Consider the following 21942-nt stretch of genomic DNA (forward strand, 5'->3'; position numbering starts at 1 on the left):
TGGACTTCAAGTGGATTATGCAGATGTGATCATTGTAGGTGCAGGCCATGGCGGGGCGCAGGCAGCCACCGCTTTGCGCCAGCAAGGTCTGACGGGTCGTATCTTGATGATCGGGCGCGAACCGGAGATTCCTTATGAACGGCCACCTTTGTCCAAGGAATATCTAGCGCGAGAAAAGACCTTCGACCGGATATGCATTCGCCCCGCTCAGTTCTGGAAAGACAAGGCCATCGAGATGCGGTTGGGCGCCGAAGTCGTCTCACTCGATCCGGCAGCACATAGCGTAACGCTGGATGATGGGTCTCAGCTTACCTATGGCAACCTGATCTGGGCAGCCGGAGGCGATCCGCGACGTCTTTCCTGTTCTGGGGCAGACCTGGATGGCGTTCATACGGTCCGTACGAAGCAAGATGCTGACTGCCTGATGGCCTCACTGGATGCCGGAGCAAAGCGCGCAGTGGTGATCGGGGGCGGATATATTGGCCTTGAAGCAGCTGCCGTGCTGACAAAATTTGATGTTCATGTGACACTGTTGGAAGCGCTTCCGCGTGTGTTGGCGCGAGTGGCTGGTGAGCCGCTCTCAGAGTTTTTTCAAGCAGCGCACCGAGCGCACGGCGTTGTTCTTCGTACGAACGCAAGAATCGATTCAATCTTGGGAGCGAACGGACACGTAACTGGCGTCAAAATGTCGGACGGGGAGATTGTGCCGGCAGATATTGTGATCGTAGGCATTGGGATCATTCCGTGCGTTGAGCCACTGCTGACAGCAGGCGCGGCTGGTGCAAATGGAGTGAACGTCGACGAATTTTGCCGCACATCATTACCTAATGTTTATGCAATCGGTGACTGTGCTGCACACGCGAACGCATTTGCCGGCAATGCTGTGATCCGCTTGGAATCGGTGCAGAATGCCAACGATATGGCCACCACTGCTGCCGGAGGAATTTGCGGACACCCATCGCCATATTCGTCAACGCCGTGGTTCTGGTCCAACCAGTACGACCTCAGATTGCAGACGGTTGGGCTCTCAATTGGGCATGACCAGGCGCTAGTGCGAGGCGATCCGGCCACACGTTCATTCTCGGTCGTCTACCTGAAAGACAATAAGGTAATCGCGTTAGATTGCGTGAACAGGGTCAAAGATTATGTGCAGGGCAAAAAGCTTGTAGAGGCAGGTGCGCATGTGCCTTCCGAGAAGCTGCTTGATGTGAAATTGGCCCTGAAAGATGCTTGGGGAGTTTAAATCAACACACATCTTGGCATAAAAATGCCTCATCCGAATCGGTCCCCTTCGGTGTTGGATTCTGCTCCTAGGAATCGAACCCGTTTTCAAATTTTTTTTGATGGCACAATTGATGGACCAATCGACGGGGCGTTAGAAAATAATGATATATATCAACATAATAGCGCTCTGATTGGATTCCCTCTACCGCTCCACTCTTTTAGATCAGCATGGTTGGCATCACCCTAGCAGCCGTAGCACACGCTGCGCGATGGCCGCGGCACGCATCGGTTATCGCCACAACCAGATCAATCCGCTGCCCGATGGCGGACGAGCCTTGCCTGGCAAGATTCCTGACAGACAATTCTGGTGGGCTGAAAGATGGCCCGCTTTTGCTTATCGCGACAACTCAATCTTCATCAAATCAAGCTAACCTTATGAGATACCACATTATTTATAACATATATTAATCGCATACTGGGGGCTTTGGATGAAACGATTGTCGCTTTGCAAACGGGCTCCAGTGAGCTTCCGGCACGATAATTCCGGGATGGCGCTGATCGAGTTCGCTTTGACCCTGCCGATCTTCCTGGGCTTGGGTTTTTACGGGGTCGAAGTCTCGCATCTGGCGATCACCCAGATGAAGATGAGCCAAATCGCCTTGAACATGGCGGACAACGCGTCCCGCATCGGCTCGCTCGATTCCAATTTCAGCGCGAAAAAGATCCTCGAATCCCAGCTGAACGACGTGTTTCAGGCAGCAGATATCCAAGGCGGCAGCATCGACGTGTTTGGCCAGGGGCGGCTGGTTCTTTCAAGCCTGGAGGTGAATGCCGATGGCGGGCAGGTCGTCCAGTGGCAGCGCTGCAAGGGCTATCTGGGGAAAGAATCTGCTTATGGCGACGAAGGTGACGGCAAGACGGGCAAGGGCTTTTTGGGAATGGGCCCGCCGGCAGAGCGCATCGCTGCGACGCCTGGCAACGCCGTCATGTTCGTGGAACTGTATTACGAATATGAGCCGCTGTTTGGCGAGATGTTCATGGAGCACAAGATTTTGCGGCAAGAGGCCGCCTATACCGTGCGCGACAAAAGGGAATTGGGTGTCGCGCCCGGTGGCGACACCAGCAGCGCCCGCAAGTCCACCTGCGAAAAATTCGACAGCACATTGCCGCAAACCACCGATGCTGAAATTGGTGAGGCAGCCAAAGGGTGTGTCAAACGACCGCACAAAGACCATTTCCATCTGGATTGCCCCAAAGCGCCCAAAAAGAAAAAATAGCCTGGGAAACGGCAACCGATGGCTTGGAGCAATAAGGCTTCATCCCTTGGCTGGCTGCGGTCAGGCTGCTTCCGGCGCTGTCTCGTGGCGGGCGGTCAGGATGCATGAGCAAAGGCGTCGGCCACGAAATCGCGCCCGAGGCGCAGGCCGACAGGATCGACGCTGTGCGGAACGCCATAGGATATGTGCGTCGCGACCTCGACGCCGATCCGTTTGAGTTCGCTTTCCGCCATATGCAGCGCCGCGATCGGCACGACGGGATCTGCCGTCCCATGCACCAGAAGCACCGGTGGCTTGGCGAAGTCCGAGTGCGCAAGCCCGGCAGTTCCGGTGAGCATGCCCGAATAGCCCACCACGGCGGCGACCGCGCTTGGTCGGCGAAGGGCGACATGCAGCGCCATCATCGTGCCCTGGCTGAAGCCGACCAGCGCCAGGTCCGCCTCGGACAGTTCATATTCTGCCAGCTTGCGGTCGATAAAGGCATCGATGGCAGGGGCTGCCGACTCGGCGCCCGCTGCCAGCGCCGATGGCGCAAAACCTGACAACCCCCACCACTGATAGCCGGCCCCCATCATCCCGCAACGCTGCGGCGCATGTGGCGCAAGGAACAGCGTATCGGGAAGCGCGTCCTGCCATTGCGGCGCGAGCGAGATCATGTCCGTGCCGCTCGACCCGTAGCCGTGCAGCAGCAGGACGATGGTCTTGGGACGGCCACCGGTCCGCGGCTTGAGGCTGGCGCCATTGACGATTTTCGACAACGATCCGTTCCTTCATGCTGCGCGAAAGCCCCTGGTACGGGCTCGCCATGCCGACCTGAATAGCAAGGTTCGAGCGTGCGCCTAAGGGAAAAGCCCACGATCCGGCGCAGGCGGCGACGGGGCAGGGCCATCGCGAAGGGCAAGCGGCGATCGATAGGCCGGTGCGCATCTGTCGCGGATGGCGCAAGCAATCGCATTGGCGATTGATCGCCGCCTGCCCGTGCATGATCCCCGCCTCCTGGCTTAAGAGGATGAGAGGTTCCTGCAGTGGGCGAGGCGTTTGCGTCTCACCTGCTCGCAGCGTCAAGGGGTCAGAATTTACCGTGTACGAATATTGCACCGCCCTGAAGCCCGAGCTTCGCCCCAACGGCGTGCTGGTCGTGACGTTGGACAATCCACCGACCAACGCCTTCAAGGGCGCGATGCATGACGATCTGCGCCGCGTGCTCGAGGACGTGAACCAGGATCACGATGCGCGGGTGGTGGTGATCACCGGAGCAGGCGACCGCGCCTTTTCCGCCGGAGGGGACATCCGCGAGATGCAGCGGATGCTCGACGAGCCGATGGCGACGCTGCAGAGCTTCGTCGAGGCGCGCCGCCTGCTCCAGGCTTTCCTGCGCGCCGAAAAGCCGGTGATCGCACGGATCAACGGCCATGCGGTCGGGCTCGGGGCGACAATCGCGCTGTTCAGCGATCTGGCCTATGCCGTCGAGGGCTAGCGATCGGAGAATCAGCGTCCGAAAAATCCAAGGATCGCGTTTGTCGGTCTTCGCTTCAAGCGAACGGCTGGCAACCGCATCGGCCTTGCTGCGGCCTAGGCCTCGGCCCAGCGTCGCAGCAGATTGTGGTAGACACCGGTCAGTCGGACGAGAGCGGAATGGTCCTGGCCCACGTCCGCCGACAGCTGCTGGATCGACTGGTCGAGATCGAACAGCGACGACCGCGCGCGTTCATCGGCAACCATCGACTGGACCCATAGAAAGCTCGCCAGCCTGCGCCCTTGTGTCACGGGCTCGACACGGTGCAGCGAGCTTGACGGATAGAGCACGCCATCGCCTGCCGACAGCTTCACTCTTTGCGCGCCGAACGCGGTCTCGATGCTCAGTTCACCGCCGTCATAGGTCGCCGGGTCTTCAAGAAACACCGTCATCGAAAGGTCGGCGCGGATGGTGCCGCCTGCGCCGGGCAGCACGCGCACTGCATTGTCGACATGCAGCCCGTAGTTCTGGCCGCCGGCATAGCTGTTGAACATCGGCGGATAGATCTTTGCCGGCAGCGCAGCCGAAATGAATACCGGGTTGCGGGCGAGTGCGGCCAGCACGATCTGCCCTGCCGATTGTGCAGCCTCGCTGGCTTCGGGAAGCTGCAGGTTGTCTTTGACCAGCTGTGCCTGATGCCCGCTGGTGGCGTTGCCGTCGATCCAGTCGGCAGTGTCGATGAAGCGCCGCAGCGCGGCAACTTCGTCGGGCGACAGCAGGGCAGGGAGCGGGAGCAGCATGGTTTGGCTCAGCCGTTGGTCAGGACGAAGGGGATCTCGACGATGCCGCGCACCTTGGCCGGTGCGCCATCGCGCATCGTCGGCGCCCAGCGCCAACGGCGGACCGCGTTCAGTGCCGCCTCGTCGAGCCGGGCAAAGCCGCTGCTCCTGGCGACCGAGATGGTCTCGACGCGGCCATCGATCCCCAGCACGAGCAGCAGCTCCACCGTGCCCTGCTCCTTCTTGCGGCGGCTTTCGACCGGGTAACTGGGAGGCCCGCCCGAAATCATGCGTGTGCCCAGCGAATCCGAGGCAACGGTCGATGGGGGGGCGGGCGGCGCCGGGGCGGGGGTCGTGACCTGCGCCTGTGGGGCCGAAGGGGGCATCATCGCAAGCTGCGGGGCGGCGGTTGGCACCATCATGATCACCGGGGGCGGGGCCACCACGGGAACCACCGCTTCGGCAGGCCGGACCGAGGTCTGCAGAGGTTCGCTCTGCGGCGGTGCCGGAGCTGCAGGCGGTGGTGGCGGTAGCGGCGCCAGGTTCACCGTCGTGATCGCACTCGCGCGCGTCTTCACCGCCTGATAGCCCAGGCTCAACAGGGCGGGGGCAAGCAGCAGATGCAATGCAATAGCAAGCACGATGGCAGGCAACCGGGATGTATTGCCTTCGCCATAGCGACCTGCCGCGAGATAATTCGGAATGGCCTTTGCCGGGCCAGGCGCGCCGGTACCGTCGGACACGGGCTCGGCAGCTCCGCCGTGCACGGTCGCCGATGAGAGACTGTTGTCTAGCAGCACCATATCGCCCCACTTGCGAATCATTGTCACTAATATCGCAACTGACTCGCAATATATCAGTTGCCGACTGCTCGCCAGCCCAATCCGTTCCATCAATGCGGCAAGGCTGCCCGGTCCTGACCGAGGCAGCCTTGCCAGGCCGATCAGAAGCTGTAGCTCAGGCTGAACACCGCCTGACGGGTCGGCCCGGGCTGGGCCCAGCTTCCGCCCAGCGCGTTGCGCACGGTTGTGACGTACTTCTCGTTGGTGAAGTTCTGTACGTTGACCTGCGCGAACAATCGGTCGGTGACGGGGTAGGAGACCATCAGCCGGTGGATGGTATAGCTCGGCACGTAATAAGGGGTATAGGTGCCCGCGGCCAGTTCGGCCGCAGTCGGGAAGTTGAGCAGGAACTTGCCCTGATAGTTGACGCCATAGCCCAGCTCGAGTCCGAAATCGAAGCGATAGGTGGTGAACAGGCTGCCCGAGTGCTGCGGCGTGTTCTGCAGCTGCGATCCGGCGGAGGGATCGGGGAAGGCGGCAGTGTTGTTGCAGCCGGTTGTCCCCGGATTGGCGAGGCAGAAATCGGAGACGCCCTGCCGTACCTTGGAATCGAGGTACATATAGTTGGCCGAAATCGTCCAGTTGTCGGTGATGTTGCCCGATGCGCCGAACGAGATGCCCTCGACCCGCTGCTGGCCGTCGAGCCGCTGCTCGGGGAAGATCGGGTCGTTCGAGTTGACCCGAACGCTGTCGCGGTCGTTGCGGAAGACCGCGAGATTGACCAGCAGCTTGGCGTCGAACAGGTCTGCCTTGGCGCCGATCTCGTAGTTCTTGGTCGTTTCGGGTGCCAGGTTGCAATTGGCGGCGGTGCAGGCGCCATCGACGGCGGCCTGTGACGGGTTCTTCGAGTTTCCGGTCGCGATGTACAGGCTGGTGTTTGCGCTGGGCTTGAACACGGCGCCGACGCGGTAGGAGAACAGCGTGTCTTCGTTATCGAACGGGCCGGTCACGGTATTGACCTGCCCCAGGGTGGCACCGGTGGTGACGAAGGATACCGTGCTGTTCGATCCGCGCGCGTTCTCGTAGCGCAGCCCGCCGTTGATCTCGAACATGTCGCTGAACTTGATGGTATCGAACAGATATCCCGCGATAACCCGGCGATCGCCGCGGTTCTTGCTGCCCAGAATGAAGTTTACCGGCCCGGTGTAGACATTGCTGCCATAAGCGAAGCCTGCGGGGCCCTGAACGACCGCGCCCGGATTGGCGATGTTGACCAGATCGAACGCAGGCGTGGTGCCATCGGAATTGCGTGGCAAGTTGCCTGACGTCTGCCGATAGTCTTCCTGCAGATACGACGCGCCGACCACCAGCGAGTGCTCGATGCCTCCGGTCGAAAATTCCGCGGTGAGATCGAGCTGGTTGTAGAAGGTGTCGTTGGTGATGAGCCGCTGGACGCCGCGTCCCCCGGTGGGCAGATAATAGCCTGCAGGGATCGTCGCCGGGCAGGCTGCCTCTATCGACGGGACCGCGAAGCTGCCCGGCTGCCTGCCGGTCGAGGCCAGGCAGAAGGTTCCGGTGGGCTGGCTGGTGACGGTGTTCTGCGCGATGTGCTCATAGCGGGTCAGATTGCGCACCGTCACGCCGTCGCTCAACTGATGGCTTAAGATCGCCTGCAGCGCGGTCGTCTTGGCGTTCTGCTGGTCGAGGTTGGCGAAGCCGTAATAGCCTTCGCGGTCGAAATCGTCGAGGAAACCGCCCAGATTGGCGTAATAGCGCAGGCCGTATTGCGGCATCGCCTTGTCGTCGAGATGCTCGAACTGCAGCGTCAGATTGGTCGGGCTGTCGATGCCGATGGTGATCGCTGGCGCAATGCCCCAGCGCTTGTAGAACTCGACATCGCGGCCCGGCACGTCGTTCTCGTGATAGACTGCGTTGAGGCGCACCGCGATCAGGTCGGACACGCGCTTGTTGATGTCGACGGTTCCGCGATAATAATTGTCCGTGCCGATGCCGCCCTGGATATAGCTCTGGTCGGTACCGAGCGGTTTCTTGGTCACCAGGTTGATGTTGCCCGCGACCGAACCGCCGCCGCTGTAGACCGAATTGGCGCCGTTGGTGACCTCGATCTGCTCGATGTTGTAGGTCTCGTTGCGGTTCTGGAAGGCGCTGCTGCGCACGCCGTCGATGGTGACGTCGTTCTTGGCATCCTGGCCGCGCAGGATGATGCGGTCACCATAGCCAAAGCCGCCTTCGCCCGCACCGAATGTCACGCCTGGTACGTTCTGCAGCACTTCGCGCAGGGTCAAAAGGTTCTGCTGCTGGATGCTCTTGGAGGAGATCACGGTGATCGTCTGCGGCGTGTCGAGCAGCGGCGCTGTGTATTTGGGGGAAGCGGCTTCCTCCACCTTGACCTGGCTTTCCTCGATGGCGCTGTCGGATACGGTCATTCCGCCGAGCCTTTGCGTGCCCTCGGCGCTTTGTGCGAAGCCTGGGCTGGAAAAGGCGATCGCGCCGACGCAACTGAGCGCGAGCAAGGGTGGCGTATTCTTGGCAGCAGTCACTTGGTTTTCCCCCGAGTAGAACGTGTGGTGGAGCGGCTGCTATTGCGAATCGTTATTAGAGTCAATCCTAATGCAACGCTCTCGCAATAAACGACTCAAATGCTTCTCATTCGCAATAAATGTTTGACAGCGTGAGCGCGATTGCGCAGGTGCATTAGGCATCAGACCAATCGATGGTCGCACAGCAGCGGGACACATTGCCTTGTCGTTGCATCAATCCTGTTCATCCTCCAGCGATGCGCCGCACCACGCCCCAGAGGCGCGGACAGGGGCGCGGGCACATGCCGTTGAGGTCGCCGCCGGCGCCGCGACAGGCAATCCCCGTGCCCGCGCTGCCGCCAGCGCCGTTCCGGCCCGGCGCAAGGCGCGCAAGCCCAAGCAGTTCTGGCTCAAGCAATTGCACAGCTGGCACTGGATCAGCGCCGCGATTTCGCTCGCCGGCATGCTCGTGTTTTCGGTGACCGGCATCACGCTCAACCATGCGTCGACGATTTCCGCCACGCCGCGGATCGTTACCGAAACGGCCACGCTACCGTCATCGCTCACCGGACTGTTGGCGCGCGCCGAGCCGGCGGAAGGGGCGCCGCTGCCCGATGCCGTCCGTGCCGAAGTCCGCGCTTTGGTGGGAATCGACCCGGGCACCGTCGCTGCCGAGTGGAGCGAAGACGAGGTCTATGTTGCGGTCCCCGGACCCGGCAGCGACGCTTGGGTCAGCATCGACCGACAATCGGGCGTGATCGAAGCCGAAAAGACCGATCGCGGCTGGGTGTCGTTCTTCAACGATCTGCACAAGGGGCGCAACACCGGCACCGTCTGGTTCTGGCTGATCGACGTGCTCGCGGTGGCGTGCGTGATCTTTACCTTCACCGGGCTGCTGCTGTTGCAGCTGCACGCCCGGCACCGCCCGTCGACCTGGCCGCTGGTCGGCTTGGGGACACTGACCCCGGCAGCCATCATCCTGCTGTTCATGCATTTCTGACAGGTAAGCAAAGGAGCCTCGCCATGAAAAAGAGCCTCGCCATCGCGGTCGGCGTCATTGCCGCCCCGGCGTCCGCCCAGAGCGTGACCGTCACCATCCCGCGCATCGATGTCGCCGAATATCACGTCCCTTATGTCGCGGTGTGGCTCGAGCCCAAGGCAGGCGGTGCGGCGCGGACGCTGGCGGTGTGGTATGATGTCAACAAGCGCGGCGCCGAACCCGGCACCAAATGGCTGGCGGACCTGCGCACCTGGTGGCGCAAGGGCGGGCGCAGCCTCAAGCTCCCTGCCGATGGCGTCAGCGGCGCCACCCGCGCGCCGGGCGCGCACCGCATCGCCATCCCCGCCGACGTCAAGCCGGGGACCTATACCTTGTTCGTTGAAGCCGCGCGTGAGGATGGCGGGCGCGAGATCGTCTCGATGCCGCTCGATGTCCCGGTCCGCGCTGCCAAGGCCGCCGGGAAAACCGAGCTGGGCGCCATCACCGTGAAACCCCGTTGACACTCCACCAGAAAGGCCGTGCCATGATTGCCAAGTCGCTGTTGTTTACTGCTGCCGCCATCGGGCTTGCAGTCCCCGCTCATGCGCATAACCAGTGGTTGCTGCCCTCGACCACGGTGCTGTCCGATACCCAGCAGAGCGTCACCGTGGATGCTGGCGCATCGACTGCGCCGTTCGAACCCGACCACAACGCGATGAATGTCGATGGCGTCAAGGTCTGGGCGCCCGACGGATCGATGGGCGCGGTCGAGAACGCTGCCAGGAGCAAATATCGCTCGACCTTCGATGTGAAGATCGACAAGCCGGGCACCTGGCGGATCGGCATGGAAAATGCCGGTATCTCCGGAAGCTTCAAGGTGGATGGCGAGCCCTGGATGGTCGGTCGCCGTCGCGGCCCGCCGCCGGGCGCGCCTGCTGCGGGCGGCGCCCCAGCCCCTGCGGCAGCCGTTAGCGCCGCCGCTCCGGCTGGTCCCGAAGGTGCGGCACCCGGCGGCAGGCCGCGGATCGACCCCAGCCATATCGTCGCCAGCGTCGATGACATCCCTGCCAACGCCACCGATCTCGACCTCACCGAAACGATGGGGCGCAACGAGTTCTTCGTCAGTGCGGGCGAGCCGAGCGAGACGCTGTTCAAGCCGACCGGCAAGGGGCTGGAGTTCGTGCCGGTGACGATGCCGACCGATCTGGTCTCGAACGAGCCTGGCCAGTTCCGCTTTCTGGTCGATGGCCAGCCCGCTGCCGGGCTCGAGGTCGAGGTGATTCCCGGTGGCCGCCGCTATCGCGAGAGCGACGGCACGCAAAAGCTCATGACCGACGACCGGGGCATTCTGACCGTGCAATGGCCGATGGCGGGGATGTACTGGCTCAACGCCTCGGTCACCGATGCAAAGCCCAGCCACCCCAAGGCGAGCAAGCGCCGGATGAGCTACACCGCAACGCTCGAAGTGCTCGCCCCATGACACGTATCGATCCGGCAATCCGCATCGCGGTGCCGGAGGCCGTGGACCCGGCCGTGTTCCGCAGCTTCGATGGCAGCGCGCCGGTCATCCATCTGGCCGGCGAGACCATGGGCACGACCTGGCAGGTGCGCGCCGCGATGCCGTCTTCGCTCAAGGTCGGGCAGGACGAGGTGCGCGCGTTCGTACAGGCGCGGCTCGACGAGATCGTCGCGGACATGAGCCACTGGGAGCCGCAATCGCAGCTGTCGCGTTTCAACCGGGCCGATGCGGGCACCGCGTTTGCGCTGTCGAGTGACTTTGCAGCTGTGATGGCGAGCGCGCTCGCGATTGCCGAGGCCTCGGACGGGGCTTTCGATCCGGCGATCGGACGGCTGACCGACGTCTGGGGGCTGGGGTCGCGCCAGACGACGACCGATCCGACGCAGGCCGACATTGCGCAGTGCCTAGCCCAATCAGGCTGGCGGAAGCTTGGCTTCGATGAGCATCGCCGCAGCCTGCACCAACCCGGCGGGGTCTGGCTCGATCTGTCAGGGATCGCCAAGGGCTTTTCCGTCGATGCCGTGGCCGATATGCTGGCCGAGCACGGCATCCGGCATGCGTTTGTCGAGATCGGCGGCGAGTGTGCCGGGCGCGGCCTCCGCCCCGATGGCGACCCCTGGTGGGTCGATATCGAGAACCCGCCGAACACGCGCCTGCCGACACTGCGGATCGCGCTGCACCAGCTTTCTATCGCAACCTCGGGCGATTATCTGCGCGGCGGCCATACGCTCGATCCGCGCACAGGGCGACCGGCGATCCACCAGACGACCGCGGTTTCCGTCCTGCACCCCAGTTGCATGCAGGCCGATGGCTGGGCAACCGCGCTCGGCGTTCTGCACCACGATGCGGCCGAGCGGCTCGCGGTGCGCCACGGGCTGATGGCGCGCATCGTGCTGCGCGATGGGCGCGAATGGCTCAGTCCGGCGCTGGCCGCTATGGTGGTGACGGATGCTGCCGCAGCTTGACCACATTCCGCGCGAAATCGCCTCGCTGGGTGACTATGAGGCGTTTGCTCAGGCGCGGATCGACCCTGCTGCCTGGGCCTATCTCAACGCCGGGGCGGGCGATCAATGGACGTTGCGCGAAAACATCGCCGCCTTTGCGCGCCTGCCTTTGCGCAGCCGGGTGTTGCGCGACATGCGTGGCGGGTCGACCGCGACGCACCTGCTGGGGTTGGATCTGGACGCCCCGATATTGATCGCGCCGACCGCGTATCACGCCCTGGCGCATCCCGATGGCGAAAGCGCAACCGCGCTGGCCGCCGGGGCGACGGGGACGTGCATGGTCGTCAGCACCCAGGCGAGCCAGCCGATCGAGGACATCGCCAAGGCCGCCGCCGCGCCGTTGTGGTTCCAGCTCTACATCCAGCCCGATCGCGATTTCACCCTCGGCCTGATTCGCCGTGCCGAGGCCGCAGGCTATCGCGCGCTGGTGCTGACGGTCGATGCTCCGGTCAACGGCCTGCGCAATGCAGAAGCGCGCGCAGGCTTTGTACTGCCACCGCATGTGCGCGCGGTGAACCTTGAGGGGATGAAACAGCCCGCCGCTGGCCAAAACCCGCAAGCGCTGCTTTTCGACACACCGCTGCTGGAGCATGCCGCGGTGTGGGGCGATGTCGCCTGGGTGAAGCGCAACACCCGTCTGCCACTGGTCGTCAAAGGCATAACCGACCCGGACGATGCCTCGCGGGCGCTCGATTGCGGCGCGGACGGCATGATCGTGTCCAACCATGGCGGGCGGGTGCTCGACGGGGTGCCAGCGTCGATCGACCTGCTGCCCGGTGTCGCAGATGCAGTGGCGGGGCGGGTGCCGGTGCTGATGGATGGCGGCATCCGCCGCGGCAGCGATGTGCTGCGGGCGCTCGCGCTCGGCGCCCAGGCGGTGCTGATCGGCAGGCCGGTTCTGCATGCGCTCGCGACGGCGGGCGCGCTGGGTGTCGCGCACGCCATCCGCGTGCTGCGGGCAGAGCTGGAGCTGGCGATGGCGCTGACCGGCTGCCGGACGATACGGGAGATCGATTCCCGGTGCCTGTATTGTCCTGCATCACAATGACCACATCAGGTCAGTTCCACCGCCGACTTGAGCTATCAAGGTGAACCAATCCGGGCGCGCCGCGTAACGCGATGCATACGCCAAAGGAAAGGGTTCACTTCATGCGCGCCAGTCTCATTGCTATTGCCGTTATGGTCACGTCAGGTTCGGCGATCGCGCAGACGCAGGTGCAGCTGGGCGTTCCCGATCAGGACAAACCATATGCCACGCCTGCGGTGATCAATCATCCGGTCGTCATCGGCTGGCCTGAGGGCAAGACGCCGCGCGCACCGCGCGGCTGGGAAGTGGTGAAGTTCGCAGGCGGGCTGGAAAATCCGCGCCAGTTGCTCGAGCTTCCCAATGGTGACGTGCTGGTCAGCGAGGCGCGGCAGAAGCCCAAGCTCGATGCCGATCCTGAAACCGCGCGCGGATTTGCGCGGTCCAATGTCACCGGATATTCGGCCAACCGGATTACGCTGCTGCGCGACACCAATGGCGATGGCATGGCCGACCAGACCTTCGTGCTGCTCGAAAATCTCAACCAGCCGTTCGGCATGGCTGTCGCGGGCGGGCGTCTGTACGTCGCCAACACCGACGCGGTGGTGAGCTATCCGTTTTCGCCCGGGCAGACCCAGATCACCGCGCAGCCACGCAAGCTGATCTCGCTGCCGGCAGGCGGATACAACAACCACTGGACCCGCAACCTGCAGCTGAGCGCGGACGAGCGCACGCTGTTCGTGTCGGTCGGGTCGGCGAGCAACGTCGGCGAATACGGCATGGAGGAAGAAGAGCGCCGCGCGGCGATCCTCGCGGTCGACCTGGCGACGGGCCGTGAGCGGGTTTATGCAACAGGCCTGCGCAATCCGGTCGGAATGGATATCGCCGCCGATGGCACCTTGTGGACCGCGGTGAACGAACGCGACGATTTTGGCGACAATATCTCGCCCGATTATGTCACCAGCGTCCGCGAAGGCGCATTCTATGGCTGGCCCTACAGCTATTGGGGCAAGCAGGACCCCCGCCACGCCAACACCAAGCGCGAACTGCTGCCCACGACCGTCATTCCCGATATCGCGGTCGGGCCGCATGCTGCTGCGCTGGGCCTGACGCTATCGCCGCCCGAAAATGGCCGGCAGTTCGGCTATATCGCACGGCACGGGTCGTGGAACCGGTCGGACATGGCAGGCTATGATGTGCTCGTCGTGCCGTTTGCCGACGGCAAGCCTACGTCGGACCCGCAGCCCTTCCTTACCGGGTTCATTGCCGATCAGCGCGAAGGCACTGTGCACGGTCGTCCGGTCAGCGTCCGCGCCCGCGCCGATGGATCGGTCTTCGTTGTCGACGACAATGCCAATACGATCTGGCTGGCACGCCGGGGACGCTAAGACCCGCGGCTGCTGGCAGCGCGCGGAGCGCTGAATGCTCAGCGGCAGTTGCCGTACCCTGGACCGCGCACCGCGCGCCCGGGGGTAGCGCCGGTGGGCTCGCCCTCACGCAGCGCGGCAATGCCATTGACGAAGACATCGCGCATGCCGACCGCATAACGGTGCGGATCCTCGAACGTTGCGGTATCGGCGATGGTCGCGGGGTCGAACACCACGACATCGGCAAAATTCCCCGGTTTGAGCGTCCCGCGATCGGCGATCGAGAGGTTGCGCGCGGGCAACCCCGAGAGCCGATGCACCGCCTCGGTCAGCGAGATCAGCTTCTCGTCGCGGACATAGCGGCCCAGCAGCCGCGCAAAATTGCCATACGTGCGCGGGTGCGCGCCGGATTTCAGGAACACGCCCTCGGCCGATTGCGAGGCCGCATCCGAACCGAAGCTCATCCACGGCAGCTTGATCTGTTCGCGGACATTGTCCTCTGACATCAGGAAATACACCGTGCCGACCCGCGATCCGTCCTCGATCACCAGGTCCATCGCGGTCTGCTCGGGCGACTGGTTGCGCATCGCGGCGACCTCGGCCAGCGTCTTGCCGGTCAAGGACTTGAGCGCGGGGTTCTTGAACCCGGTTAGGATCATCTTGTCCGCGCCCGCGCCGTAGAACAGGTTCTCCCAGTCGCTGCCGGGCGCCTTCATCTCGGCGGCGACGCGCGCGCGCGTTGCGGGGTCCTTCAGCCGTTCGATCCACGCTTCGACCCCGCCGGCCTGCACCCAGGTCGGCATCGCGGCATCGAGCCCGGTCGCGCCTGCGGTATAGGTGTACATGTCGGCAGTGATCCTGAGGCCCTGGCTGCGCGCTGCCTCGATCTGCCGGACCACCGCTTCGCGCTTGGCATGGTTGTCGCGGCCCGCCATCTTGAGGTGATAGATCTCTGCTGGCGCGCCCGAGCGGCGCGAAATCTCGATCAGCTCGGCGATCGCCTGCTCGATGCGGTCGCCTTCGGAACGCATGTGGCTGATGTACATGCCGCCGCACCGCGCGGCCTCGCTGGTCAGCGCGACCAGCTCGTCGGTTTCGGCATAGGAGCCCGGCGCATAGATCAGCGAACTGCCGACCCCCATCGCGCCCTCGTTCATCGCCTCGCGCACCAAAGAGCGCATCTTTGCCAACTGCGCAGCATCAGGATCGACATCGCCTTCGCCCAATTCGTGGACCCGCACCGTCGCTGCGCCGACGAAGCTTGCCACGTTGGTGGCGACGCCGCGCGTCTCGAGATAGGTCAGATAATCGCCCAGGCTGGTCCATTCGATCGGGAACTTGATGTCGCCCTGGCGCGCGGTCTCGTCCGCCTTCATCTTGGCGTTGATCGGTCCCATCGACCAGCCTTCGCCCATCACCTCGAGCGTGATCCCCTGGCGGATGTCGCTCTGGCTGCGCGGATCAACGATCAGCGATTCGGTGGCCCAGCTCAGCATGTTGATGAAGCCGGGTGCTACCGCCATGCCGTGCGCCGAGACCTCGGTCTTGCCTGCACCCTCGACGGTGCCGACAGCGACGATCCGGTCGCCGCTGATCGCGACATCGCCCGTGATCGGCGCGGCGCCGGTGCCATCGTAAAGCGTGCCGCCGCGGATGACGACATCATAGCGGGGAGGGGGCGCCTGGGTGCTCGCGCAGCCCGCCAAAGCCAGCGGCAGGATGGCGGCAATAGCGTATCGCGTGATCGATCGGCGCAGTTTCATATCACCCTCTCCGCAAGTTTTCCGCCCATCGCGGCCATCAGCCGTGCAGGCTCATCAACGAGTCCATCAGGCCGTCGTCGGCGCTCGAGCACACCCCCAGCACCAGCGCTTCTTCGCACCCTTCGGCGACGACATAGGCGTGGCCCATCGACGAATCGAGATAGATGCCCTGACCGGCGGTGAGCGCCACGGGGTCATAGAATTCGGTGTGGATCTCGACCTCGCCCTCGATGACATAGATGAACTCCTCGCCATGGTGCCGGACCAGATCGCCGAATTCGCTGGCGCTGCGCGCGCGGATGCGGGTGATGATCGGGATCATCCGCTTCTGCCTGAGGTCGGTGCACAGATAATGGTAGTCGTAATTGTCGGTGGTAACCCGCACCGCCTTGTCAATGGTGCCGATACTGCGCCGACCGGTCACCCGCGGGGCCGGATCCTCCTGCGATTCGGCGAACAGATCGGACATGCGGATGTTGAGCCGCTGGCTGAGCTGCTGGAGCTTGTCATAGCTCAATGTCAGCCGGTCATGCTCCACCTTGGACAGGGTCGATACGGGGATGCCCGACTTTGCGCTCATCTGCTTGAGCGTCCAGCCATTGCGCGAGCGGATATCGCGCATGACCGTCCCCAAAGTCGGCGGGTTGGCACGATCCGCCATCAAAAAATCCAATCGCTGTTTGACAATTTTCTAATCAGGATCATTATGTCCCTAACGGGCTAGCAGTTGTTGGCTATTGGTAAGCCGTTGCGTTGGAAGCTGCAAGCAGTGTCGCGCGGCGCCAGGGACAAAAGGGGAGTGCAATGCGTTTCATCCGCAAGGCGATGATCGGACTGGCGGCTCTGGCGGCGCTGCCGCTGGTCGCACAGGGCCCGGTGCCGCAGCCCAAGGCCGCTGAGCCGGCGACGGTGAACATCGAGGCCGGGAGCCGTTCGGCGACAGCGCGGCCACTCGACAAGGCAGATGTCGAGGCGTGGCTCGACGGCTTCCTCCCTTATGCGCTCGAAAAGGGCAAGATCCCGGGCGCGGTCGTGGTCGTGGTCAACGGCGACGGCACCGTGCTGCAGAAGGGCTATGGCTATGCGGATGTCGCCAAGCGTACCCCGGTTTCGCCTGAGACAACGCTTTTCCGTCCGGGATCGGTCTCCAAATTGTTCACCTGGACAGCGGTGATGCAGCAGGTCGAGGCGGGCAAGCTCGATCTCGACAAGGATGTGAACACGTATCTCGATTTCCAGATTCCGCCGTTCGACGGCAAGCCGATCACGCTGCGCCACATCATGACGCACACCGCAGGCTTTGAAGAGTCGGTGCGCTATCTGATCAGCAGCGATCCCAAGGCCGCGATGGCGCTCAAGAAGCAGATGCCGCTGGCGCTGCCCCAGCGGGTTTTTGCGCCCGGCACCACCCCTGCATATTCGAATTATGCCACCGCGCTTGCGGGCTATATCGTCGAGCGGGTCTCGGGGCAGTCGTTCGATGATTATGTCGACAGCAAGATCTTCGCGCCGCTGGGAATGACGAACTCTTCCTTCCGCCAGCCATTGCCGGCCAGGCTGCAGCCGTTGATGTCGAAGGGTTATCCCGACGTCTCCCAGAAGCCCGAACCGTTCGAGATCGTCATCCCTGCGCCCGCCGGCAGTCTGTCGGCCAGCGGCGCCGACATGGGCAAGTTCATGATCGCGCATCTCAACGATGGCGGCGTGCTGCTCAAGCCCGAGACGACCCGGATGATGCACGATTACCGGGCACCGAGAATGGCGAACCTCAACACCATGGCGCTGGGCTTTTACGAACAATGGGTCGGCGGCCAGCGCGCGATCGCACATGGCGGCGACACGGTGTGGTTCCACAGCTATCTGTGGCTGTTCCCTGAGGCCGACATCGGCCTTTATATCTCGATGAACAGCGCAGGCGCTGAAGGTGCCGCCGGCGGCATCCGCAGCGCCTTGTTCCACAAGTTCGCCGATCGCTATCTGCCCGCCGATGAGCCCATGACCCAGATCGATGCCAAGACGGCGCGCGAACATGCTGCGTTGGTTGCTGGCACCTATGTCTCGAGCCGCGGGTCTTTCACCAATTTCCTCAGCGTGCTCGGGCTGCTGGGGCCGACGAAAATCGTGCCTACCGAGGGTGGATCGATCAGCATGCCAACGCTCGACGGCCTCAGCGCCGCAGCGCGTGACTGGGTCGAGGTTGAGCCCTTTGTCTGGCGTGACCGCAACACCGGCGAGCGGCTGGTTGCCGAGGTCAAGGACGGCAAGGTCGTCCGGGTGAGCATGGATGCGATCTCGCCGTTCATGATGCTTACGCCCGCGCCTGCAAGCGTGAACACCGACTGGATCCATCCTGCGCTGATCTTCGCGCTTGTAATCGTGCTGCTGACCGCGCTGGCATGGCCGGTGCGCGCACTGGTCCGGCGCAATTTCGCGGCCGCCATGCCGTTCGAGGGCAGGGCGCGGACCGCCTATCGCCTGTCGCGCCTGTTCGCCTGGCTGGTGATCGCGGCGGTGGTCGGCTGGTTGGCACTGATCCTGACCTTCTCGGCGGATATCGGCGCGATCGGGGGCCCGCTCGACTGGCTGATCCATCTGATGCGCATCCTCACGCCGCTGGCCAGCTTTGGTCTGCTGCTCACTGCAGGCTGGTATGGCTGGCTGGTGTGGACCGGCAAACGGCGCTGGACGACCAGGCTCGGCGCGGTGCTGCTGGTGCTCGCGGCGCTGCCGCTGGTGTGGGTGACCGTGGTGTTCAACCTCTATGGCTTCAACATGGTGTATTGATGACTTTGCAAACAAAGACGGCACTCGCGCTCGACCTTCGGGTCGAGCGCTTCGCCTACCACCAGCCTTTTCGCATCTCTGGGCACGTGTTCGCCGAAACCGCGTTGATGGTCGCGAGCCTGTCCGATGGCGAGCATGTCGGGCGCGGCGAGGGGGCGGGGGTCTATTATCTGGGCGATGATATCGACCATATGCTGGCGCAAGCCGAAAGCGTGCGCTCGGCGATAGAGAACGGCGCGGGCCGTGAGGATCTGCAAAATCTCCTGCCACCGGGCGGCGCGCGCAACGCCCTCGACTGCGCCTATTGGGAGCTTGAGGCCAAGCAGGCCGGGCGCCCGGTGTGGGAGCTGGCGGGGCTGGAACCTCCCAGGCCTTTGCTCTCGACGCTGACATTGGGGGCCGACACGCCTGCGGCGATGGCTGCGGCAGCGCAGGCGCTCGATCCGCTCGCACCGATCAAGGTCAAACTCACCGGTGATCTCGACGACGACATCGCCCGGCTCGAGGCGATCCGCAGCGCGCGGCCCGAGGCATGGCTCGGCGTCGATGCCAATCAGGGCTATGAAATCGGCACGCTCGCCAGGCTGATGCCGGTGCTGATCGGACTCAGGGTCGCGCAGCTCGAACAACCGCTCAGGCGCGGGCACGAGAGCGATCTCGATGGCTTCAAGCGCTCGATCCCGTTCGTCGCCGATGAAAGCGCGGTCACGCTCGCCGACACCGCGCGCCTTGTTGGCAGGTTCGACATGGTCAACATCAAGCTCGACAAATGCGGCGGGCTTACCGAGGGGCTGGCGATCGCCCGCGAAGCACGGCTGCTCGGGCTGGGTGTCATGGTCGGCAACATGATGGGCTCAAGCCTGTCGATGGCGCCGTCGTTCCTGCTCGGCCAATTGTGCGACATCGTCGATCTCGATGGTCCGACCTTCCTTGCCCAGGACCGCGATCCGGGGGTGAGCTATCGCGATGGCCGCGTTCACTGCCCTTCGGGCATCTGGGGCAGCTGACGGGATATCCGGTTGCGATCGTTTTCTTTCGCTTGATGGCCCGTCAGGGTTGACAAGTTTCCAATTAGAGTAAAATATCTCCAATAAGAAAATAGGTGTCAGCCTAGACGCTGTTTCAGGCATTGTTGCAATGTCCTGACGACCGGTTGCCACCCAGCCACAGGGCCAGGCGCAATCAACGTTCAATAGGGAGCGAACGCAGGCTGCCCGGCGGAAAAATCCGTCCGGAGCAGGCTGACGTTTAAAGGGGAAGTGATCATGATGAAGCACACACTTTTGACAGCCGGAAGCATCTTGGCGCTCGGCACCGCAATGCCTGCCTACGCCCAGGAATCCGAGGATGCGACGGCGCGCGATGGCAACGAGATTGTCGTCACCGCCCAGAAGCGCACCGAACGGCTGCAGGATGTGCCTATCTCGATCAGCGTCGTCACCGGCGAGCAGATGCAGCAAAGCGGCGGATCGCAGCTTACCGATTACGCCGCCTATGTTCCTGGCCTGCAGGTCGATAATGCCGGTTCCCCCGGGCGCTCGACGCTGTCGCTGCGCGGTGTCGCGCCGATCGGTCCCAGCGCCACGGTCGGCATCTATCTCGACGATGCGCCGATCGGATCGAGCGGCATCTACAACCGCTCGCAGATCTTCACGCTCGATCTGCTGCCCTATGACATCGAACGGCTCGAAGTGCTGCGCGGGCCGCAGGGCACGCTTTACGGCGCAAGTTCGATCGGCGGGTTGTTCAAATACGTCACCGTCCAGCCCGATCTGCGCGAGCTCAAGGCCAAGGCGTCGGGCGAAGTGTTCACGATCTCCAATGCCGACGATATGGGATGGGCCGGCAGCGCGATGATCAGCGTGCCGATCATTGCCGATGAGCTGGCAATCAGCGGCAGCTATTCGCGTCGCGAGACCCCCGGGTTCATCGACAACATTCTGACCGGCGAGAAGGATGTCAACGACGCAGTCCAGCAGGGCGCGCGTGCCGCGGTGCTGTGGCAGCCCGATCCTGCGCTGACGGTCAAGCTGAGCGCGATCTGGCAGAAGGTCGATTCGGACAATCAGGGTCTTCTGTACGAAGGACCGGGGGGTACGCCGCTGGCACCTGGGGCTGCTTTCCTGAGCACCAACAACCAGTTGCCCGATCCCTTCAGAAGCGAGTTCCAATATTATTCGGGTTCGATCGCGTATGATTTCGGCTTTGCCGAGCTGAGCTCCACGACATCGTACAGCAAACTCGACATCTTCGAGGTCAGCGACGCCAGCCGGGTGTTCGGCGGGGCATTCGGTGGCTTGGCGCCGTTCCCTTCGGAACTGCTTCAGAAGAAGTTCACCGAGGAAGTTCGCCTGACATCGGCGCCGAGCACCCGTTTCGACTGGATGGTCGGGTTCTTCTTTACCGATGAAGACAACACCCACAGCCAGATCGTGCGCGCGCTCGATCTTGCCGGCAATCCGATCCCGGGCATCGATCCCTTTGCAACTGTGGGCCTGCCCAACACCTACAAGGAGTACGCGGTCTTCGGCAACGCGACCTGGAAGCTCAGCGAAGCGTTTCACCTGACCGGTGGCCTGCGCTGGGCGCGCAACGACCAGACCTTCACCCAGATCACCCAGATCCCGCTTGCCGGCCTGAACATCAGCGGCGACGGCAGGTCGCGTGAGGATGTGGTGACCTACAGCGTCAGCCCCCAGTTCAACCTCAACCGCGACACGATGATCTACGCCCGCGTCGCCACCGGCTATCGTCCCGGCGGCCCCAACGTTGCCTTGCCCGGTTTCCCGACGACGGTGGGTTCTGAGCGCGTGACAAGCTACGAGGCGGGGATCAAGGCGGCGTTCCTCGACCGTGCGGTGACGCTCGATGCCGCGGTGTTCATGCTCGACTGGAAGGATCTGCAGACATCTGCTCCGTTTGCCGGCGGAATAAACGGTCTGGTCAACGCCGGAACCGCGCAGAGCAAGGGGGTCGAGGCCGCCTTGCTGATCCAGCCGGTTGCCGGACTGAGCGTCGGCTGGAACTTCGCCTATACCGATGCGAAATGCACCGAGACCACCGCTGCCTGCACCGATGGCGACCAGCTGCCCAACGTGCCCAAGGTTTCGACTGCGATGACGGCAGATTATGCCTTTGCGCTTGGCGACACGGCGAGCGCTCGGGTCGGCGGTTCGGTGCGGATCGTCGGAGACCGCGTTTCGGATGTCGCCGCCTCGGGCCTCGCGGTCCCGGTGGAAGGTTATGCAACCGCCGATCTGAATGCCGCGATCACCTTCGGTGAGCGTTTCACCGTGCGGGCCTATGCGCGCAATCTCACCAATGAACAGGCACGGATCACCACCAATGTGGCGACAACCAACCCCGGTTTCCTCTCGACCGTACCCTTGCAGCCGCGCACCTTTGGCGTTGCGCTTGACCTGTCTTTCTGACGCACGGAGTATA

General features: G+C 63.3%; 19 protein-coding genes. 13 read left to right on the forward strand and 6 right to left on the reverse strand.

Going from position 1 to position 21942, the window contains the following annotated elements:
• The first annotated feature begins 10 nt into the window (after positions 1-10).
• From ACK4R0_RS01375 to ACK4R0_RS01385, 3 genes are all read left to right on the forward strand, one after another.
• Complete coding sequence (locus ACK4R0_RS01375) at positions 11-1243, forward strand: NAD(P)/FAD-dependent oxidoreductase (RefSeq protein ID WP_409669091.1); 1233 nt, start codon at positions 11-13, stop codon at positions 1241-1243.
• 250 nt (positions 1244-1493) lie between these two features.
• Complete coding sequence (locus ACK4R0_RS01380) at positions 1494-1655, forward strand: hypothetical protein (RefSeq protein WP_409669094.1); 162 nt, start codon at positions 1494-1496, stop codon at positions 1653-1655.
• A 117-nt stretch (positions 1656-1772) separates the two neighbouring features.
• Positions 1773-2501 carry a TadE/TadG family type IV pilus assembly protein gene (locus ACK4R0_RS01385; RefSeq protein ID WP_409669096.1) on the forward strand — a complete coding sequence of 243 codons (729 nt, stop codon included), beginning with the start codon at positions 1773-1775 and terminating at the stop codon, positions 2499-2501.
• Positions 2502-2596: 95 nt separating this feature from the next.
• Here ACK4R0_RS01385 and ACK4R0_RS01390 read toward each other — a convergent pair whose 3' ends face one another.
• A complete protein-coding gene (locus ACK4R0_RS01390; protein WP_409669099.1) occupies positions 2597-3259 on the reverse strand; it encodes an alpha/beta hydrolase in 663 nt (220 codons plus the stop codon).
• A 323-nt stretch (positions 3260-3582) separates the two neighbouring features.
• Between ACK4R0_RS01390 and ACK4R0_RS01395 the strand changes: the two genes are divergently transcribed.
• A complete protein-coding gene (locus ACK4R0_RS01395; RefSeq protein WP_409669102.1) occupies positions 3583-3978 on the forward strand; it encodes an enoyl-CoA hydratase/isomerase family protein in 396 nt (131 codons plus the stop codon).
• 95 nt (positions 3979-4073) lie between these two features.
• Here the strand turns inward: ACK4R0_RS01395 and ACK4R0_RS01400 are convergent, their stop codons facing one another.
• The 3 genes from ACK4R0_RS01400 to ACK4R0_RS01410 all read right to left on the reverse strand — a co-directional run bounded on the left by ACK4R0_RS01400 (position 4074) and on the right by ACK4R0_RS01410 (position 8079).
• On the reverse strand, positions 4074-4757 hold the full coding sequence (locus ACK4R0_RS01400) for a Fe2+-dependent dioxygenase (RefSeq protein WP_409669105.1): 684 nt from the start codon (positions 4755-4757) through the stop codon (positions 4074-4076).
• 8 nt (positions 4758-4765) lie between these two features.
• Positions 4766-5560, reverse strand: coding sequence for an energy transducer TonB (locus tag ACK4R0_RS01405; RefSeq protein ID WP_409669108.1), 795 nt, complete (start codon positions 5558-5560; stop codon positions 4766-4768).
• A gap of 119 nt (positions 5561-5679) precedes the next feature.
• Positions 5680-8079 (reverse strand): TonB-dependent receptor, encoded by a 2400-nt coding sequence (locus tag ACK4R0_RS01410; RefSeq protein ID WP_409669111.1) that lies wholly within the window; start codon positions 8077-8079, stop codon positions 5680-5682.
• Between the two features lie 202 nt (positions 8080-8281).
• On the opposite strand from ACK4R0_RS01410, the gene ACK4R0_RS01415 reads away from it, so the two are divergent.
• From ACK4R0_RS01415 to ACK4R0_RS01440, 6 genes are all read left to right on the forward strand, one after another.
• A complete protein-coding gene (locus ACK4R0_RS01415) occupies positions 8282-9058 on the forward strand; it encodes a PepSY-associated TM helix domain-containing protein (RefSeq protein WP_409669113.1) in 777 nt (258 codons plus the stop codon).
• Positions 9059-9081: 23 nt separating this feature from the next.
• On the forward strand, positions 9082-9558 hold the full coding sequence (locus ACK4R0_RS01420) for a DUF2271 domain-containing protein (RefSeq protein WP_409669116.1): 477 nt from the start codon (positions 9082-9084) through the stop codon (positions 9556-9558).
• A gap of 23 nt (positions 9559-9581) precedes the next feature.
• Positions 9582-10517: a DUF4198 domain-containing protein gene (locus ACK4R0_RS01425; RefSeq protein ID WP_409669119.1), complete on the forward strand. Its 936-nt coding sequence runs from the start codon at positions 9582-9584 to the stop codon at positions 10515-10517.
• The gene (locus ACK4R0_RS01430) at positions 10514-11521 is read left to right on the forward strand and encodes an FAD:protein FMN transferase (protein WP_409669122.1); all 1008 of its coding nucleotides are present in this window, start codon (positions 10514-10516) and stop codon (positions 11519-11521) included. The genes ACK4R0_RS01425 and ACK4R0_RS01430 overlap by 4 nt, the downstream gene beginning before the upstream one ends.
• Positions 11505-12608 carry an alpha-hydroxy acid oxidase gene (locus tag ACK4R0_RS01435; protein ID WP_409669125.1) on the forward strand — a complete coding sequence of 368 codons (1104 nt, stop codon included), beginning with the start codon at positions 11505-11507 and terminating at the stop codon, positions 12606-12608. The genes ACK4R0_RS01430 and ACK4R0_RS01435 overlap by 17 nt, the downstream gene beginning before the upstream one ends.
• Positions 12609-12739: 131 nt before the next feature.
• Complete coding sequence (locus ACK4R0_RS01440; RefSeq protein ID WP_409669128.1) at positions 12740-13972, forward strand: PQQ-dependent sugar dehydrogenase; 1233 nt, start codon at positions 12740-12742, stop codon at positions 13970-13972.
• 38 nt (positions 13973-14010) lie between these two features.
• Here ACK4R0_RS01440 and ACK4R0_RS01445 read toward each other — a convergent pair whose 3' ends face one another.
• Entirely contained in the window at positions 14011-15714 is a 1704-nt protein-coding gene (locus ACK4R0_RS01445; protein ID WP_409669130.1) for an N-acyl-D-amino-acid deacylase family protein, read from the reverse strand.
• Positions 15715-15751: 37 nt separating this feature from the next.
• A complete protein-coding gene (locus ACK4R0_RS01450) occupies positions 15752-16375 on the reverse strand; it encodes a helix-turn-helix domain-containing protein (protein ID WP_409669133.1) in 624 nt (207 codons plus the stop codon).
• Between the two features lie 143 nt (positions 16376-16518).
• Here ACK4R0_RS01450 and ACK4R0_RS01455 point away from each other — a divergent pair, with 143 nt between their 5' ends.
• The 3 genes from ACK4R0_RS01455 to ACK4R0_RS01465 all read left to right on the forward strand — a co-directional run bounded on the left by ACK4R0_RS01455 (position 16519) and on the right by ACK4R0_RS01465 (position 21929).
• Complete coding sequence (locus tag ACK4R0_RS01455; protein ID WP_409669136.1) at positions 16519-18498, forward strand: serine hydrolase; 1980 nt, start codon at positions 16519-16521, stop codon at positions 18496-18498.
• On the forward strand, positions 18498-19505 hold the full coding sequence (locus tag ACK4R0_RS01460; protein ID WP_409669139.1) for a dipeptide epimerase: 1008 nt from the start codon (positions 18498-18500) through the stop codon (positions 19503-19505). Before ACK4R0_RS01455 ends, ACK4R0_RS01460 begins: the two co-directional genes overlap by 1 nt.
• Before the next feature lie 312 nt (positions 19506-19817).
• Positions 19818-21929, forward strand: coding sequence for a TonB-dependent receptor (locus tag ACK4R0_RS01465; protein WP_409669142.1), 2112 nt, complete (start codon positions 19818-19820; stop codon positions 21927-21929).
• Positions 21930-21942 lie beyond the last annotated feature (13 nt).

Source organism: Blastomonas sp. (genome assembly GCF_046294995.1).
GTDB lineage: Bacteria > Pseudomonadota > Alphaproteobacteria > Sphingomonadales > Sphingomonadaceae > Blastomonas.

Bases quoted from the DNA above. Each gene is read 5' to 3' on its own strand.
- ACK4R0_RS01420 (WP_409669116.1), top strand. From the start codon at position 9,082: ATGAAAAAGAGCCTCGCCATCGCGGTCGGCGTCATTGCCGCCCCGGCG.
- ACK4R0_RS01435 (WP_409669125.1), top strand. From the start codon at position 11,505: ATGCTGCCGCAGCTTGACCACATTCCGCGCGAAATCGCCTCGCTGGGT.
- ACK4R0_RS01450 (WP_409669133.1), bottom strand. From the start codon at position 16,375: ATGGCGGATCGTGCCAACCCGCCGACTTTGGGGACGGTCATGCGCGAT.
- ACK4R0_RS01465 (WP_409669142.1), top strand. From the start codon at position 19,818: ATGCCTGCCTACGCCCAGGAATCCGAGGATGCGACGGCGCGCGATGGC.
- ACK4R0_RS01430 (WP_409669122.1), top strand. From the start codon at position 10,514: ATGACACGTATCGATCCGGCAATCCGCATCGCGGTGCCGGAGGCCGTG.
- ACK4R0_RS01425 (WP_409669119.1), top strand. From the start codon at position 9,582: ATGATTGCCAAGTCGCTGTTGTTTACTGCTGCCGCCATCGGGCTTGCA.
- ACK4R0_RS01405 (WP_409669108.1), bottom strand. From the start codon at position 5,560: ATGATTCGCAAGTGGGGCGATATGGTGCTGCTAGACAACAGTCTCTCA.
- ACK4R0_RS01440 (WP_409669128.1), top strand. From the start codon at position 12,740: ATGGTCACGTCAGGTTCGGCGATCGCGCAGACGCAGGTGCAGCTGGGC.
- ACK4R0_RS01400 (WP_409669105.1), bottom strand. From the start codon at position 4,757: ATGCTGCTCCCGCTCCCTGCCCTGCTGTCGCCCGACGAAGTTGCCGCG.
- ACK4R0_RS01460 (WP_409669139.1), top strand. From the start codon at position 18,498: ATGACTTTGCAAACAAAGACGGCACTCGCGCTCGACCTTCGGGTCGAG.
- ACK4R0_RS01385 (WP_409669096.1), top strand. From the start codon at position 1,773: ATGGCGCTGATCGAGTTCGCTTTGACCCTGCCGATCTTCCTGGGCTTG.
- ACK4R0_RS01455 (WP_409669136.1), top strand. From the start codon at position 16,519: ATGCGTTTCATCCGCAAGGCGATGATCGGACTGGCGGCTCTGGCGGCG.
- ACK4R0_RS01445 (WP_409669130.1), bottom strand. From the start codon at position 15,714: ATGAAACTGCGCCGATCGATCACGCGATACGCTATTGCCGCCATCCTG.
- ACK4R0_RS01380 (WP_409669094.1), top strand. From the start codon at position 1,494: ATGGCCGCGGCACGCATCGGTTATCGCCACAACCAGATCAATCCGCTG.